The sequence below is a fragment of the Roseovarius azorensis genome (assembly GCF_900109455.1).
In the GTDB taxonomy this organism is placed as follows: domain Bacteria; phylum Pseudomonadota; class Alphaproteobacteria; order Rhodobacterales; family Rhodobacteraceae; genus Roseovarius; species Roseovarius azorensis.
Genome location: NZ_FOAG01000022.1, coordinates 13615 through 28516 on the forward strand (window position 1 = coordinate 13615; position 14902 = coordinate 28516).

Here is a 14902-nt window from a genome sequence, read left to right on the forward strand (position 1 = left end):
GCATTGAATATGAGAAAGGGAAACAAGCGATGAGACTCGAAGGAAAGCGCACTCTGGTCACGGGGGCAGCCTCTGGATTCGGAAAATGCATTGCCGAAACCTATGTCCGGGAAGGCGCCAAGGTGGCAGTGGTCGATCTTAACGGTGACGGCGCCAAGGCCGTGGCCGAGGCCCTAGGGCCAAATGCGATCGCCGTAACGTGTGACGTATCGAAGGGCGATCAGGTGCAGGCTGCGGTTGACGCCACGGTCAAAGCGTTTGGTGGGCTAGACATTGCCGTGAATAATGCCGGTTGGACCAACCCGAACAGCCCGTTGATGGAAACGGACGAAGAAACCTTTCGGAAGATCTATGATATCAACGTCTTGTCAATCTTTCACATGACAAAGGCCTGCGTACCGCTGTGGCGCAAGGCAGAAGGCGGCGTGATGCTGAATATCGGATCGACGGCCGGCATTCGTCCTCGTCCAGGATTGACATGGTACAACTCTTCAAAAGGGGCCGTGAACCTGATGAGCAGGTCACTTGCAGTCGAACTGGCCCCTGACAAGATCCGCGTCAACTGTATCGCGCCGGTCATAGGTGCCACTTCCCTTCTCGAGCAATTCATGGGTGTGCCCGACACACCGGAGAACCGCGAGAAATTCATCGCTACCATCCCGATGGGCCGGATGTCCGAGCCCCGCGATGTGGCGAATGCGGCGCTCTACCTTGGTTCGGACGAGGCCGAGTTCATCACCGGTGTCGTGCTGGAGGTGGACGGCGGGCGCACGGTTTAAGCTTTCTTTGTTTCCATACCATTCCAACGGGCGTCCGTAACCACGGGCGCCCGCTTTGGCTTCAACAAGTGCCGTCGCGGTCTATTATCAATCTCTCAAGCAAGCTGCGCATGTCGTCGGGAATAACTACGGGCCGGCTTGTTTGGCGATCGACATAAACATGCACGAAGCGGCCTTGAGCAGACGCGCTTTCGGCATCGTCCCGAAATACACCAAGTTCATAGGTGACACTGCTCTTGCCCAGACGTGCCACCCGCAGTCCGACTTGAATAGCTTCAGGAAATGCGACAGGTGAAAAATAGCTGCACTCTGAATGGGCCACCAACCCAGTGACTGTGCTGCGGCGGATATCAAGTACGCCACCCTGAATCAGGTATTCGTTCACGGCCGTGTCGAAAAACGAATAATAAGCCACGTTATTCACGTGCAAGTAGGCATCGTTATCCATCCAGCGAGTGGTGATCGGACAGAAGTTATTGAATTCATTTCGTTTTTTTGGCGTCGGTCGTTGGATCATAAGGTGCTCCGAGTCGATTTTGGGGCCACCCACGGTGACAATTTCAAGAACCTACCGCGAAATTGGCCCGGCTTTGTAGAAAGACCATGTCATCTGTCGAGCCACGTCTCACCGCATGGCGAGACCAAGCGTAAAAAAGTGCGTCTTATTAACCTGCCCTAAGGTCTTGCTCTTCGCAATCGCGCTCGCAGCAACCTTCATCTGTAGGCTATCGGTCCTGACCCTTTTGTATCCGGACTCTGCTACGTTTACCCCGTCACCGGCCAGGGTCAGTGACGGGGTGGTGCGCGACGTCTGACCCTTGTGGCAAGACCACGTTTCTTAGCCTGTCGGCACCGCCTCTCTTCATCGTCTCGAACGGTGGTGTCAGAGCAACTTGACTTGAAGCGGGGCAGGGCGCTGGCTAGCGTCCGGGGATGACCAAACGCTCCCCCTTCAAGTACTTCAAGACCAGCCCGGATATCATCCGCTTGGCTGTGATGCTTTACGTCCGGTTCCCGTTCCGTCAAGACAATCGTCCGCGTTGCAGCCGAAGGTTGGCGGCGACACGCATTTCCGCTCGGCGCACCAGCCGATCCGGGTGCCGGGCACGGTCTAACACAAGCACGGCCATCCAGAAACTTGTCAGGTGAACGCCGGCGGCGGTATCTGCGCGCCGTTCAGGACCTTTGCTAGCACGTCGACGGCTGAGCCCAGGCTTTTCCGGTCACGGGCTGCTCCGAGGCTCAGGCGAATGGCCTGGGGCGCCTGAGAGCGTCCCACAACGAACGCTTCAGGCGGGCTCAAGATCACGCCTTGCGCGCGACAGAGCGACAAAATTTCGTCCGCACGCCATGGTTCCGGCACTTTGAGCCACAGATGATTGCAGGGTTTCGCGTCCGGCGTGATTAGATCACCGAGACTACCTCGAACGATTTTGTGGCGCGCGCGCGCTTCCTTGCGCTGCCATTGGGTCAGCCTTTGAGCCGTGCCGTCAATGATCCACTGCGATGCGATCTCGGCGGCTAGGGGTGGCACAACTGTGGTCGTCGCAAATACCGCCCCCGCCACTTGCGATAGCATCCCAGCCGGGGGCACGACGAAGGCGATCCGGACCCCAGACATGACCACCTTGGTCAGCGCGGAGATATGGAAGGCTGGCATGGCTCTGGCCGTGAGGCATTGGTAGAGGGAGGGTAGCGGGACGGTCAGGTACGGATCATATGCCGCGTTCTCGATCACCACTAGATTGCGCCTGGCCGCGATCTCCACGATCCTGGCCCGGCGTTCTACGGGCATGACGGCGCCTGTGGGGTTCTGAAAACTCGGCATCGTGTAGAGTCCCTTCGCGCCTTTTTCCTGCGCAAGCCGGTCAAGGCTCTCGGGGATAATACCGTCCTCATCCATCGGCACGCCGACGAGGGTCAGGCGGAAAAGACTAGCAAGGGATCGAAAGCTGGGATTTGTCAAGTTTTCGACGATCACGACGTCCCCGGGACGGAACGCCGCTGCCACCGAGATCATCAAACCCTGTTGGATGCCGCTGGAAAGCACGATCTGTTCGGGGTCGACCTCCAATCCGTAGGTCGCGAGCCATTTCGCACCGGCCTGGCGGTGATCGAACCGTCCGGCACTAGGTTGATACCTCGCCAGTTCGCGGCGCAGCGCGCCGGCAGATGGATCGCTCAATCGTTCGAGTGCGTCCTTGAAGGCGTTGTCGTGCATCTCGGAGACCGCGGGCTGATTGATCGACAGATCTATCCTGGTCGAAACTTGCGGCGTGCGGATCGCGTCTATTGGCTTGGGACCAGGCGTACGTCTGACAAACGTGCCACGACCGACCTCTCCGGACACGAGACCGATTCGAGACAATTCCTCGTAGGCGCGGCTGACAGTGGCAATGGCGACGCCTGTTTTCTCAGCAAGCCGCCGATGCGTCGGCAGGCGGTCACCAGGTTGATAGTGCCCCTTGCGGATTTGCTCAGCGATAAGCCGGCTGATCGTCCTGTAAGTCTGCCGCTTTTCGTTTGCTCGATTACTTATAATAAGTCCTTTCATTCAAATGGTTTCTTGAATTTTTCGTTCGCTATTTCGGTCCAGCCCATACTGCAATGCGGTCGATGCCGTACGATTGATACTATGACAATCTAAAAATTGACATAGCAAAATGCGATATGTCCTATCTCGACCCATGCGACGGTGAACCGCTCCGTGCCGGATATCCGGTTCTCTCGCAAGAAAAGACAGCCGGGGATACCATGAAAGCTACTCGATGCTCGACGTCCAAGCCTTACGGGGTTGCCATCGATGCAGATCGTGGTTCGCCGGGCGCGAAGGGCGTTCCGGTGAGGTTGGATGGCATCTCCAAGCGCTTCCGATCGGTCGTGGCCCTGCGTCCGACGACACTCGACATTGCGCCCGGCCTCATGACGGCACTGCTTGGCCCGTCCGGCTGTGGCAAGACTACGACCCTACGGATGCTGGCGGGTCTGGAAGCCCCCGACGAAGGGCGCATCCTGATCGGGGGCAAAGACGTCACCCGGGTGCCACCCAACCGGCGCGGACTCGGGATGGTGTTCCAAAGCTACAGTTTGTTTCCGCACATGACGATTGCCGAGAATGTGTCGTTCGGGTTGCGGATGGCGGGGATGGAACCGCAAGAGATCGCCTCCCGCACCGCTGAAATGCTGACGCTGGTGCGGTTGCCTCATATCGAGGACCGCTATCCGAACCAGCTCTCGGGCGGACAGCAACAGCGCGTCGCGCTGGCCCGGGCGCTAGTGACCAATCCGGCGGTGTTGCTGCTCGATGAGCCTCTGGCGGCCCTTGACCGACATCTCCGAGAGGAGATGCAGTTCGAGTTGCGCCGGATCCAGACTAGCTTGCAGATCACTACGGTGATCGTCACCCATGACCAGGAAGAGGCGCTGACGATGAGCGATCAGGTCGTCGTTATGAGCGACGGGCAGACGGTTCAGTCGGGTCCGCCCGCCGAAATCTACAATCAGCCGAAATCACGCTTCGTCGCTGAATTCCTCGGGACGGCGAACCTGTTTGACGGCGTCGAGGACGGGCAGGGCAACGTCCGCTTTGCCGCGGGCGCCGGTGACGGCGCGGTTCTGGCCCGTGCCGAAGGTACCGGGCGTCGTGAACTCACCGTGGCCATCCGCCCGGAAAAGATGTGGTTGTGCGGACAGGAAGCCCCCGCCAGCCCGGCAACCGTTGGCAGCGACGTCGGGCTGTCAGGACGGGTCACGGGTCACGTCTTCCGGGGTAACAACCATGTGTTTCAGGTTGCCGTTGCCGGTCGCGAGATGCCGCTCGTGATCTATCAACAGGCATCCAATCTGGACGGGCCTGGATTCGCGCAGGGCGATGCCGTCACCGTCGGCTGGAATCCGAAGAACGCTGTCGTGCTCAAAGATTAAGACGCGATTTTAGAATGAACGGGATCGATCAAATGAACGAATCAACTGCCACTGCACGCTACAGGGTAGGCGTCGACGTTGGCGGCACCTTCACGGATTTTGTGCTGGCCGATCAGGTCGGCCAGCGGCTTGTCTATCACAAGCAACCAAGCGTCCCCCTGGATCCGTCGGAGGCGGTCCTGGAAGGCTTGCGCGTTCTGATCGAGCGCGAAAAAATCGATCCGGGCGATATTGGCCTCATCGTCCACGGAACGACCCTCGCGTTGAACACCACGATTCAGCGGAAGGGCGCACGAGCGGCCCTCGTGGTGTCCCAGGGTAACCGCGACGTTTTGGAAATCGCGCGATGCCGGATGCCGAATTCCTATGATTTCCGCGCTGGCAAGGAAGAGCCGTTGGTCCCCCGATCCCGCGTTCTGGAACTGCCGGCCCGGCTGAGCGCCACCGGCGAGGTGGTCAGCCGACCGAATGAGGCCGCGCTGGATGACACCGCAGCCCGGATTCGCGCGCTCGATGTCGAGGCGGTCGCCGTTCTTTTGATAAATGCCCCGATGAACGCCGCTTTCGAGCGCGAGGTCGTTGCGTCCCTGCAGGACAGGCTCCCCCACGTGGATGTCACAGCGTCAACCACCATCTGGTCAGAGATCCGCGAATACGAGCGCGGCATCGCGGCTACCCTGAACGCAACGATCCAGCCCTTGATGAGCGACTATCTTTCGCGGCTGGAAGACAAGCTGACCGAGTACGGTATCGCGGCGCCGATATACGTCACCACCTCAAACGGCGGTACCCTGTCGATCGCCACGGCGCGAGCGCGCCCGATCGAAACCATGCTGAGCGGCCCGGCGGCAGGCGTCGCTGCGGCCACGCATATCGCCTCCACGGGCGAGGGCGAAGGTGACGGGCTTCTGGGCGTGCTGTCTTTCGACATGGGTGGCACATCGAGCGATATCGCCATCTCGATGGGGGGCGAACCGGGTTATACCAACCACACGCACGTGGGGGACCTGCCACTGATGATGCCTGTGGTGGACGTGTCGGCTATCGGCGCGGGCGGCGGCTCCATCGTGTGGACGGATGCCCAAGGCGTTCTGAAGGTCGGCCCGAACAGCGCCGGAGCCGATCCCGGTCCGATTTCCTACGGCAGGGGTGGCACCGCGCCCACAGTGACCGATTGCTACCTGACGCTCGGCATCATCGACCCGGACCGTTTCCTAGGTGGCAACCAGAAGCTGGACCGGGCTAGTGCTGAAACCGCGCTGCGCGAGGTAGCCGACCGGCTTGGCATTACGGGCGAGGACCGGGCCGCGCGCGCTGCCGAAGCCGCGCTTCTCGTCACCAGTACCAGCATGGCCAGCGAGATGCTCAAGGCGTTGGCTCAGAAAGGCGTCGATGCTGGTGAATTGACCTTGATGCCATTCGGCGGCGCAGGACCGACCCATGCGTTCATGCTGGCGGAGGAGGTGGAGGTCAAAAACGTGATCGTGCCGCCCGCCGCCGGCACCTTCTGCGCCCTCGGAGCCCTTACGGCCGACGTCAAGCGCGATTTCGTCCGTTCGTTCCGGCGGCCCTTCGCTGACGGCAACGGCGATGGGGATGTCTGGGAAGCTTTCACCGCACTCGAACAGGAGGCGATGGATTTCATTGTCGGCGAAGGTGACATCCTGGGCCACCACTACCTCCAACACAGCGCGGAGATCCGGTATGTCGGACAGGGGTTCGACTTGTCGGTGACGGTGCCCCGCGAGGTTGCCCTTGAGCGCGATTCCGCGAAAGTCGCCGAACACTTTCACATGGCACACGAAAAGACCTACGGCTTTCGTGACACCGAAAGCGGATTGGAAATCACGACCCTGCGGGTCCGTGCCGTCGGCGAGGTGCCGAAACTGGTCATGCCCAAGCTGGCGGAGGGGAAGGCCGTGCCGGAGAGTTCCGGAACCCGGTCAGTCTTTGTCAAGGGAGTCTTGGCCGACGTGCCCGTCTACCGACGCGACGACCTTGGTGCGGGGCATCGGATCGCCGGGCCTTTCCTGATCGATCAATCCGACACCACCGTGTTCGCCATGCCGGGATGGACTGCGGTTGCCGACAGAAACGGGAACCTGATCGCCACCCGAACAGACCGCAACGGAGCCACGAAATGACAAGTCTCGATTCTGTTCTGCTTGAAATACTCGGCAACAAGCTTCGCGCGGCGACTGAGGAAATGGGGCATGCCCTGCAGCGCACCGGTCGCACGCTCTACGTAAAGGAAACAGCCGATTTCGGCACGGCGCTAGCCGATCTCGACGGGCACTTCTTTGCCTATCCGCGCGCTATTGGCGTTTCGGGCTTCATCGACCTCGATTGCGGACCGACTCTGCGGGCCATTTCGGACCTCGAGCCGGGCGACGTGATCATCACCAACCACCCCTATGCCTCCGAAGGTCTGGCCACGCATGCGCCCGACGCGCATCTGCTGAAGCCCTATTTCCACGAGGGCGAACTGGTCTGCTTCGGCTGGAGCTTTGTGCATCTGTCGGATGTCGGCGGCCGGGTGCCGAGCAGCATCTCGCCCACCAATCACGAACTCTACCAGGAGGGGCTTTTCATCCCGCCGATGAAGCTTATGCGCGACGGGGAGTGGAACGAGGATGTCCTGTCCTTCATCCGAGCGAACTGCCGGACGCCCAACGAAAATATCGGCGACCTAAAGGCGATGATTGCGGCGCTCAATGTGGGTGAACGGCGCGTCTCGGCCATTATCGAGCGACACGGAATCGAAGCCTTCTGCACTGTGCGATCGGATCTGCAGGAATATGCCGAGATCAAGTCACGCGATGTTTTGCGACGGATCGGTGATGGCACATATCACTTCGTCGACTACATGGATGATGACCTAGTCAGTGAGTACCCGATCCGGCTCGAAGTGACCATGACGGCGCGGGATGGTGAAATACACCTCGATTTCACGGGCACAGATCCTCAGGTCGAGGCGGCTTTCAACATTCCCACCAACGGTAAACGCCACGCCTGGCTGACGGTGCGCATGATCGCCCTCATCATGACGCTCGACCCCACGACACCGATGAATGCGGGGATGTTCCGGCCTATCAGTGTCACCGTACCCAAGGGCACCGTGCTCAACCCTGTCGCACCTGCTGCGGTCGGTGTCCGGCATGCGACGGCGGTGCGGGTGAATGATCTGTTGAACGGGGTTCTCGGGAAAGCTCTGCCGGATGTGATGCCCGCGGCCAGCGGCGGTGCGATGGTGCCGGTGGTTCTGGCCGCGGACGATCCTGCCTCAGGCGCCACGCATGTGGCGGTGGTTGAACCGATGGTCGGCGGGAGTGGCGCGCGCAAAGGGGCGGACGGGGTCGATGGGCGCGATTCGAGCATTTCTAATCTGGCGAACAACCCAATCGAAACGGTCGAATCGCAGATCGCAGTATCTATTCTCGAGTACGGGATTCGCCCCGACTCCGGCGGCGCCGGCAAATGGCGTGGCGGCGTCGGTGTAAGGCTGAAGTTCCGGATCGAGGCAGAAACTGGTCGCATCCTGGGCCGTGGTATGGAACGTTTTCGCTTCCGTCCCTGGGGCGTTTTTGGGGGCGAGCCCGGCGCGCCGATGCGCGTGATCCTCAACGAAGGCACGCCCGACGCAGTCGACACCGGCAGAATCGACATGTTGTCGGTCAAGCGCGGTGATACGCTGACTGTTCTGATGCCCGGCGGCGGTGGTTACGGCGATCCGCTGGAGCGTCCCGAAGAGCTTGTCCTAGCCGATGTGGCCAGCGGGTTCTTGAGCGAGGAGACTGCGCGTGGGTCCTACGGCGTCGTCATCAGCGAGGGCCGGGTCGACAGTGCCGCGACCCATGATACCCGCGATGCGATGCACCTCGACAGACCATCCACCGCAAGAAACTTTGACCCCGGCTCGAACCGGGATGCCTGGGATGCCGCAATCTCGAACGACATGGTCGCGCGCCTCAACGAGGCGCTGATGGACCACGGCGCATCGAGCCGATCGCGGCGCCGGAGGGTCTTCTACGCGGAGACGCTGCCTGATCTCAGCGGCTCCGAAGGAACGTTCACGTCCGCGCTGTCCGACCCGGACGCAATCAAGGCACGCGCACGAAAGGCGTTGGAGGCGCTTTCACACTGACCTGAGGTTCGGTCACCTCCCGCTTGGCGGACAATTCCGCAAGTCGTTCGGCCGGTTTCGTTTCAACCTAGAAAGAGGATAAGCCCATGTCGATTAAGTTATCTCGCCGCCAGATTCTCGCTGGCACCGTGGCTAGCAGCACACTTGCCCTTGCGCCCTTCGGCCCCGCCTTCGCGCAGGCCGACTCCATCGTCGTCACCAGCTATGGCGGCGTGTGGGAAGAGGCGATCCGCGATCTTTTCGTCGCCGATTTCGAGGCGCGCACGGGTGGCACCGCTGAGATCCAGATCGGCGGTCCCCCGCAATGGATGAGCCAAATCGAAGCCAGCCTCGACAATCCGCCGATCGACGTTCTGGTCAACACTATCGACCTCGCTCTGGTGGCGGGCCGCACTGGCCTGGTTGAGAAGATCGATCGCTCCAAGCTCAAGAACATTGACAACATCCCGGACCGTTTTATCGACGCCGTGCAGGGCTGGGGGGTGATTTTCGACTACGGCTCCGCCGGGATAGCCTATCACAAGGAACGAGTCACGAACCCGCCCAGCAGCATCAAGGCGATGATAGATGGTGCATTGGCGGGGGAATACGTCCTGTCGCTACCCGGTATCAGCTATGCTCCGACACCCCAGATGCTGATCTGGTCGCTGGCGGATGCGCTGGGCGGCAGCGTGGACAATGTGGATCCCGCCTTCGAGGCCCTCAAGAAGTTGCAGGAAGCGAACGCTGTGATCTTCTACGGCGGCGCGACCGAATTCCTCAACCACCTTGAGGCCGGCGAAGCGGAACTGGGCATCTACTGGGACGGGCGCACGTGGTCGCATTTCTCGACCGGCGCCGAATGGATCGGGTACATCAATCCCGAAGAAGGCGGCGTGATGAACCCTGTCGTCGTGCAGAAGGTCGTCAATTCCTCCGACGCGGCGTGGGAGTACATCGACAGCATGCTTGCCCCCGGGCCGCAGTTGGGCTTCGCCGAGAAGGTTCAGTACGGCGTCACCAATTCCGAAGTTGTCTATCCCGACTGGCTGAAGGAACGGATCACTCCTTGGGAAGATACCCGCTGGCCGCCCTTCGAGGCGATCGGAGAGGCGATCCCGGCATGGGTGGATCGCTGGAACCGGGAAATCGGGGCCTGATCCATGAGCGGGAAGAATGCCGAACTCGAGACGATGGCTTCGACCATAGGGGCGCGCGCAGCCGTGCGCCCCTGGCGGCTAATGGGGTTTGGCTACATCATCCCGTCGCTGCTGTTGTTGGCGGCGTTCTTCATTGCCCCACTCTGGTTCGTGGGCGAAATGAGTTTACGGGAGGGGCGGCTGCCCCCTCCCGGCGGTGGACTGTGGCAGAACTACGAGCGGCTTTTTCTTGACAGCTTCTACTTCGGCGTGATCGGCGAGACAGTGGTGTTGAGCCTCGTGGTGACGCTAATCTGCATACTGATGGGCTATCCCGTCGCCTATTTCATGGTGCGCCACGCGAGCGCGCGGCTCTACAATCTGATCATCTTTTTTCTAATCGCCCCGCTTCTGACCCCAATTATCATGCGCACCTTTGGTTGGCAGGTCCTGCTGGCCCGGCGCGGACTGATCAACGAGGGGCTGATGTCGATGGATCTGATCTCCAAACCGTTGTCCTTGCTGAACAGCCCGGTGGCAGTAGTTCTGGGGCTGGTACACGTTCTTGCGCCTTTCATGATCCTTTCCATCGCCTCGGTATTGTCGGGCATCGACCGCAGGTTGGAGGAATCCGCGCGCATGCTGGGCGCTAGCAGGGGCAAGACCTTTCTCAAGATCACCCTGCCACTGAGCATGGACGGGTTGGGCACCGGCGCGATCCTGGTCTTCATGCTGGCCAACGGCAGCTTCGTGACCCTGCTCCTGCTGGGGGGCGGATCGCTGCAAACGCTGCCGCTGCTGATCTACCAGCAGTTCAACACGACGCGCGACCTGCCCTTCGCAGCTGCGATGAGCATAGTGTTGCTGGTCCTGGCTCTCGTATGCCTGTTTTTCCAATTGCGGCTCATCCGCAGAAAGGGAGCGTGACGCGGTGGCTCGACTAGCAGAAGAAACGCGCGAAAGCTGGGCCTTGGGTCTCGTTACGCTGTTATTTTTTGTTTTCCTGATCTTTCCGATCGTCGTTGTGGTGGCGGTGTCGTTCACGTCCGCCAACTACGTCAGCTTTCCGATCGAGGGGTTCTCGCTGCGCTGGTTTCACCGCATTGTCGAATACGAACCCTTCATTGATTCGCTTTGGGTGACTATCAAGGTCGCGTTTGCATCGACGGCTATCGCCGTGCTCGCCGGCGTTCCGGCAGCGCTCTACCTGGTTCGCTGGAAATCAGCCGTTTCTGAATACTTGATGGCGCTCTTGCTGTCCCCGCTGTCGATGCCGATGATCGTGCTGGGCCTAGCCCTGCTGTTCTACCTGTCTGCCATCGGGTTGGGGATTTCGCTGACCTCGCTGATCATTGCGCACACCGTGGTCGGATTGCCCTACATCGTGCGGACGGTCGCCGGGGTCTACCGCGGCGCGCCCCCCGATCAGGAGGAGAGCGCGGTAATACTCGGCGCCTCACGTTGGCAGATCATCCGCTACGTGGTGCTGCCGCAGATCAAGCCCGGCATCTTCGCAGGTGCGACGTTCTCGATTCTCGTCTCGATTGACAACCTGCCAGTGTCGTTCTTCTTCGGCAGCCCGTCCACCAGCACGCTCCCGGTAGTCATGCTTTCCTACCTCGAACACCAGTTCGACCCCTCCATTGCCGCCATCAGCACGGTTCAGATGCTTATTGCGCTGATTGGTCTGATTATTATTGAGCGTTTCTACGGCCTTAGGCATCTCGGAACGCCGGAATGATCCCGGTGGTTGTCCTGGGAGCGTCTCGGCTGATTGGGCAGGCGCTCTTGCAACGGCTAGCCGGGCATCCGGCGTTCGCAGTGCGCGCCCTGTGCGACTTGGGCCCCGAGCGGCCCCCTATGCCCTATGGGGAGGTCTGCGACTGGCGTATGACATCGAGTATGCCCACCGAACTGGTGACGCTCGACCATCACAGTGGTCCGGCCTCATCGTTGTCGCGCCTGTCGAAACCTGGCCTTCTGGTGCTTTCAGTCCTACCCGATGGTCAGTCGGCAGAAGCCGACCGCGCCTTCGCTGAGGGCGGTGCACGGGTAATCACGCATGCCGAGGAATGGCGGCTCCACCCGGATATCCCCCTGATTATCCCGGACATTCACCCGATCCCCTCCGAACCGGGCATCATCGCCACTCCCAACTGCACGACGGTGATGCTGTCTTTGCTGCTTACCGCGCTGCGCAACGAGCACCGGATCGACGCCGTGAGCGTTGTCGCGCTTCAGGCGTTGTCGGGAGCGGACCTAACCGGTCCGAGCGCGATGGACATGCTGGGCAACGTTGACCCGCATCTCGACGGCGAGGCACGCGCGCTAGAACGCGAAACGGGGCGTATTTTTTCCGAGGAGTTTCCCGTCTCGGCCCGTTGCGTCCGGGTTCCGGTGAATGTCGGGCATACGTTGCTTGTTTCCTTCAAGACACGTCGGCCAAGCGAGCTGGGCGACATCTTGACTTGTTTGGACGACTTTCGCCTGACGTCCGCGCGCGCCCGCACGGAGACAGCGATGGAACGCCCTTTTGTCTTGTTCAGAAACCCAGGGCGGCCCCGCCCAGTACCGGATGCCGACGCGGGGCGCGGCATGGCGCTGTCCATCGGCGGGGTCGCGCGATGCCCCGTTCTCGACTGGCGCTGCGTGCTGGTTGGTAACAATGTGGAAAGAGGCTCGGCCGCCACGATGGTGCTGACCGCCGAAATGCTGGCGCAGAGCCTTGTAGATTTCTGATTTTCCATAGCTTTTGCCACTGAAAGGAAAGCGAATGCCCGCAATTCTCTATGTCGGAGACGCCTGGAGCGCCTCGTGGTCGATTTGCGGGTGGCTGGCCTGCCGTCTTGCCGACCTTGAGGTCGAGGTGAAATCGATATTTCTTTACCGGTCCGAAACCAAGGGCGAGATCAAGGCGGTCTCTCCTTCGGGGAAGCTTCCTGTTCTGCTGGACGGCGAAACGGTGATCTGGGATTCGATGGCGATTGCGGAGTATCTTTGGGAACTCAATCCGCAGGGCCATATCTGGCCGCATGATTTCGCCGCACGCTGCCATGCCCGGTGCATCGCCGCCGAAGTCCATCGCGAATTCGAGGAGGTCCGCGTGGCGATGCCCATGAACCTCGTCAAGCGGTGGCCCATCCGCAACGGCCTGCCGTCGATCGACACGCGCATGAACGGGCCGGGGGTTAAGGGCGGGCGCGAAGGCGTGCGTCAGGGTCTGCTCAGGATGGAGGAGATATGGCGTGATTGTCGCGAGAAATACGGCGCCGGCGGCCCTTACCTTTTCGGCGCGCAGTACAATTTCGTCGATGCGCTTTTCGCACCCATGGTCAGCAGATTCGTGACCTACGATGTGAAGGCCGCGGACGATGTAGCGCCCTACATCGGCGTCAATATGGACTACCCTCCGATGCAGGAATGGATGGCTCGTGCCGAGAGTGACGCAGAGGTCGTCGGACGTGAAGTCGCGATGGCCTTTCCGTAGCTGTGTCCCCAGGGGGCGCCGAACGGCGAATTTGGCGGTGTCAGAGTATCCGTATTGGTCAAGCCTTCCCCACGGAAAATTTGACGATCAGGTCGATACCATGTCGCAGATGCTCCATGCCGTCAAAAGGTGCACCACCGAAATACGGCACTGCTCGCGGTACAAGTCAAAATAGTGAACAACCGGGCGGAAAACTCACATCTTCCGTTCCGACGACGGGAACGCGCCATGCCCCGTTTTCGACGTATGCGAACGTTGCAGAAGTTCGCCGCCGTCCACGCCTCAGTCTATCACCTCTGCAACACGGAACGCAGCCTCTCCAGCCGACATCTCTTCAAGCAGAACCGCGCCGCCGGGTCTTGTCAGAGCAACTCTGCTTGAGCCGGGGCAGGGCGCCCGCTAGCCTTTGCACATGACAAAACGCAGGCCGTTCCGCTACTTCAAAACCAGCCCAGAGATCATTCGCCTGGCTGTGATGCTCTACGTCCGCTTCCCGCTGTCCCTTCGCAACGTGGAGGATCTACTCCACGAGCGCGGGATCGATGTCAGCCATGAAGCCATCCGGTTCTGGTGGCACAGGTTCGGTCCAATGTTCGCTTCTGAGATCCGGAAACGCCGGATCGAGGGGATGAAATCTAGCCGCTGGAAATGGCATCTTGACGAGGTCTTCGTGAAGATCAACGGCGAGCGGCACTACCTCTGGCGGGCCGTCGATCACGAAGGCGAGGTCTTGGAAAGCTTTGTCACTAAAACGAGAGACAGGAAGGCTGCACTGAAATTCCTCAAGAAAACAATGAAGAAGCATGGACGGACCGATGTGTTCGTCACGGATCGGCTGCGGTCCTACGGTGCCGCGCTGAAGGAGATTGGTGCGGAACACCGCCAAGAAACTGACCGCTGGCTGAACAATAGAGCAGAGAATTCGCACTTGCCGTTCCGACGACGGGAACAAGCCATGCTCCGCTTTCGGCGCATGCGAACGTTGCAGAAGTTCGCCGCCGTCCACGCCTCAGTCTATAACCTCTTCAACACGGAACGCAGCCTCACCAGCCGACACCTCTTCAAGCAGAACCGCGCCGCCGCTCTCGCCGAGTGGCGTGGTCTCTGCGCGAATTAATGGACAGTGTCCCTGTCCTTGTGGAGACTGGTTCGAATTAGTCTGCCAGCACCCGCTGTGGGGCACCATCGTACGCATGCTTCAAAGGAAACGAGTGGCCCCTCTTTGTAGATCAGTTATGGGGAACGTAATTAAAGATCAAACGTAAACATCCGCCGAGGGCCGCGGTCAGGCTGCCTTGACCTGGGGCGTTTCGGGGTTCCATTCCCACGGCAGCAGTTCGTGCAGGCGTGAGACGGACATGTCGGAGATGCGGGCGATGACGTCGGCGAGCCAGGCCTGCGGATCGATGTCGTTCAATTTTGCCGTGCCGATCAGGGAATACATGGCGGC

14 protein-coding genes and 1 pseudogene are annotated in these 14902 nt (G+C 60.4%); 12 read left to right on the plus strand and 3 right to left on the minus strand.

Going from position 1 to position 14902, the window contains the following annotated elements; all coding sequences use genetic code 11:
* Positions 1–29 precede the first annotated feature (29 nt).
* Complete coding sequence (locus BSG08_RS18455) at positions 30–779, plus strand: SDR family oxidoreductase (RefSeq protein ID WP_093039315.1); 750 nt, start codon at positions 30–32, stop codon at positions 777–779.
* A gap of 61 nt (positions 780–840) precedes the next feature.
* On the opposite strand, the gene BSG08_RS18460 is transcribed toward BSG08_RS18455, so the two are convergent.
* Positions 841–1296 carry an acyl-CoA thioesterase gene (locus BSG08_RS18460; RefSeq protein ID WP_093039326.1) on the minus strand — a complete coding sequence of 152 codons (456 nt, stop codon included), beginning with the start codon at positions 1294–1296 and terminating at the stop codon, positions 841–843.
* A gap of 416 nt (positions 1297–1712) precedes the next feature.
* Between BSG08_RS18460 and BSG08_RS19750 the strand changes: the two are divergent.
* Positions 1713–1811 (plus strand): annotated as a pseudogene (locus tag BSG08_RS19750) (IS6 family transposase); the annotation flags it as partial.
* Positions 1812–1920: 109 nt separating this feature from the next.
* On the opposite strand, the gene BSG08_RS18470 reads toward BSG08_RS19750, so the two are convergent.
* The gene (locus tag BSG08_RS18470) at positions 1921–3333 is read right to left on the minus strand and encodes an aminotransferase-like domain-containing protein (protein ID WP_093039317.1); all 1413 of its coding nucleotides are present in this window, start codon (positions 3331–3333) and stop codon (positions 1921–1923) included.
* A 116-nt stretch (positions 3334–3449) separates the two neighbouring features.
* On the opposite strand from BSG08_RS18470, the gene BSG08_RS18475 reads away from it, so the two are divergent.
* The 10 genes from BSG08_RS18475 to BSG08_RS18520 all read left to right on the plus strand — a co-directional run bounded on the left by BSG08_RS18475 (position 3450) and on the right by BSG08_RS18520 (position 14569).
* The gene (locus BSG08_RS18475) at positions 3450–4703 is read left to right on the plus strand and encodes an ABC transporter ATP-binding protein (RefSeq protein WP_245770753.1); all 1254 of its coding nucleotides are present in this window, start codon (positions 3450–3452) and stop codon (positions 4701–4703) included.
* A 32-nt stretch (positions 4704–4735) separates the two neighbouring features.
* The gene (locus BSG08_RS18480; RefSeq protein ID WP_093039328.1) at positions 4736–6847 is read left to right on the plus strand and encodes a hydantoinase/oxoprolinase family protein; all 2112 of its coding nucleotides are present in this window, start codon (positions 4736–4738) and stop codon (positions 6845–6847) included.
* On the plus strand, positions 6844–8847 hold the full coding sequence (locus tag BSG08_RS18485) for a hydantoinase B/oxoprolinase family protein (RefSeq protein ID WP_093039318.1): 2004 nt from the start codon (positions 6844–6846) through the stop codon (positions 8845–8847). The genes BSG08_RS18480 and BSG08_RS18485 overlap by 4 nt, the downstream gene beginning before the upstream one ends.
* Positions 8848–8933: 86 nt before the next feature.
* Complete coding sequence (locus BSG08_RS18490) at positions 8934–9986, plus strand: ABC transporter substrate-binding protein (protein WP_093039319.1); 1053 nt, start codon at positions 8934–8936, stop codon at positions 9984–9986.
* A 3-nt stretch (positions 9987–9989) separates the two neighbouring features.
* A complete protein-coding gene (locus BSG08_RS18495; RefSeq protein WP_217649917.1) occupies positions 9990–10892 on the plus strand; it encodes an ABC transporter permease in 903 nt (300 codons plus the stop codon).
* 4 nt (positions 10893–10896) lie between these two features.
* Complete coding sequence (locus BSG08_RS18500; RefSeq protein ID WP_093039320.1) at positions 10897–11706, plus strand: ABC transporter permease; 810 nt, start codon at positions 10897–10899, stop codon at positions 11704–11706.
* Positions 11703–12704 carry an Asd/ArgC dimerization domain-containing protein gene (locus BSG08_RS18505; RefSeq protein WP_093039321.1) on the plus strand — a complete coding sequence of 334 codons (1002 nt, stop codon included), beginning with the start codon at positions 11703–11705 and terminating at the stop codon, positions 12702–12704. Before BSG08_RS18500 ends, BSG08_RS18505 begins: the two co-directional genes overlap by 4 nt.
* A gap of 34 nt (positions 12705–12738) precedes the next feature.
* Entirely contained in the window at positions 12739–13452 is a 714-nt protein-coding gene (locus tag BSG08_RS18510; RefSeq protein ID WP_093039322.1) for a glutathione S-transferase family protein, read from the plus strand.
* Positions 13453–13581: 129 nt separating this feature from the next.
* Positions 13582–13833, plus strand: a complete 252-nt coding sequence (locus BSG08_RS18515; protein WP_281248314.1) for a DDE-type integrase/transposase/recombinase — start codon at positions 13582–13584, stop codon at positions 13831–13833.
* A 31-nt stretch (positions 13834–13864) separates the two neighbouring features.
* The gene (locus BSG08_RS18520; RefSeq protein ID WP_093039323.1) at positions 13865–14569 is read left to right on the plus strand and encodes an IS6 family transposase; all 705 of its coding nucleotides are present in this window, start codon (positions 13865–13867) and stop codon (positions 14567–14569) included.
* A gap of 168 nt (positions 14570–14737) precedes the next feature.
* On the opposite strand, the gene BSG08_RS18525 is transcribed toward BSG08_RS18520, so the two are convergent.
* A partial coding sequence (locus BSG08_RS18525) for a transposase domain-containing protein (RefSeq protein WP_139274603.1) occupies positions 14738–14902 on the minus strand: 165 nt, incomplete at its 5' end.

Bases quoted from the DNA above. Each gene is read 5' to 3' on its own strand.
- BSG08_RS18455 (WP_093039315.1), top strand. From the start codon at position 30: ATGAGACTCGAAGGAAAGCGCACTCTGGTCACGGGGGCAGCCTCTGGA.
- BSG08_RS18460 (WP_093039326.1), bottom strand. From the start codon at position 1,296: ATGATCCAACGACCGACGCCAAAAAAACGAAATGAATTCAATAACTTC.
- BSG08_RS18470 (WP_093039317.1), bottom strand. From the start codon at position 3,333: ATGAAAGGACTTATTATAAGTAATCGAGCAAACGAAAAGCGGCAGACT.
- BSG08_RS18475 (WP_245770753.1), top strand. From the start codon at position 3,450: ATGTCCTATCTCGACCCATGCGACGGTGAACCGCTCCGTGCCGGATAT.
- BSG08_RS18480 (WP_093039328.1), top strand. From the start codon at position 4,736: ATGAACGAATCAACTGCCACTGCACGCTACAGGGTAGGCGTCGACGTT.
- BSG08_RS18485 (WP_093039318.1), top strand. From the start codon at position 6,844: ATGACAAGTCTCGATTCTGTTCTGCTTGAAATACTCGGCAACAAGCTT.
- BSG08_RS18490 (WP_093039319.1), top strand. From the start codon at position 8,934: ATGTCGATTAAGTTATCTCGCCGCCAGATTCTCGCTGGCACCGTGGCT.
- BSG08_RS18495 (WP_217649917.1), top strand. From the start codon at position 9,990: ATGAGCGGGAAGAATGCCGAACTCGAGACGATGGCTTCGACCATAGGG.
- BSG08_RS18505 (WP_093039321.1), top strand. From the start codon at position 11,703: ATGATCCCGGTGGTTGTCCTGGGAGCGTCTCGGCTGATTGGGCAGGCG.
- BSG08_RS18510 (WP_093039322.1), top strand. From the start codon at position 12,739: ATGCCCGCAATTCTCTATGTCGGAGACGCCTGGAGCGCCTCGTGGTCG.
- BSG08_RS18520 (WP_093039323.1), top strand. From the start codon at position 13,865: ATGACAAAACGCAGGCCGTTCCGCTACTTCAAAACCAGCCCAGAGATC.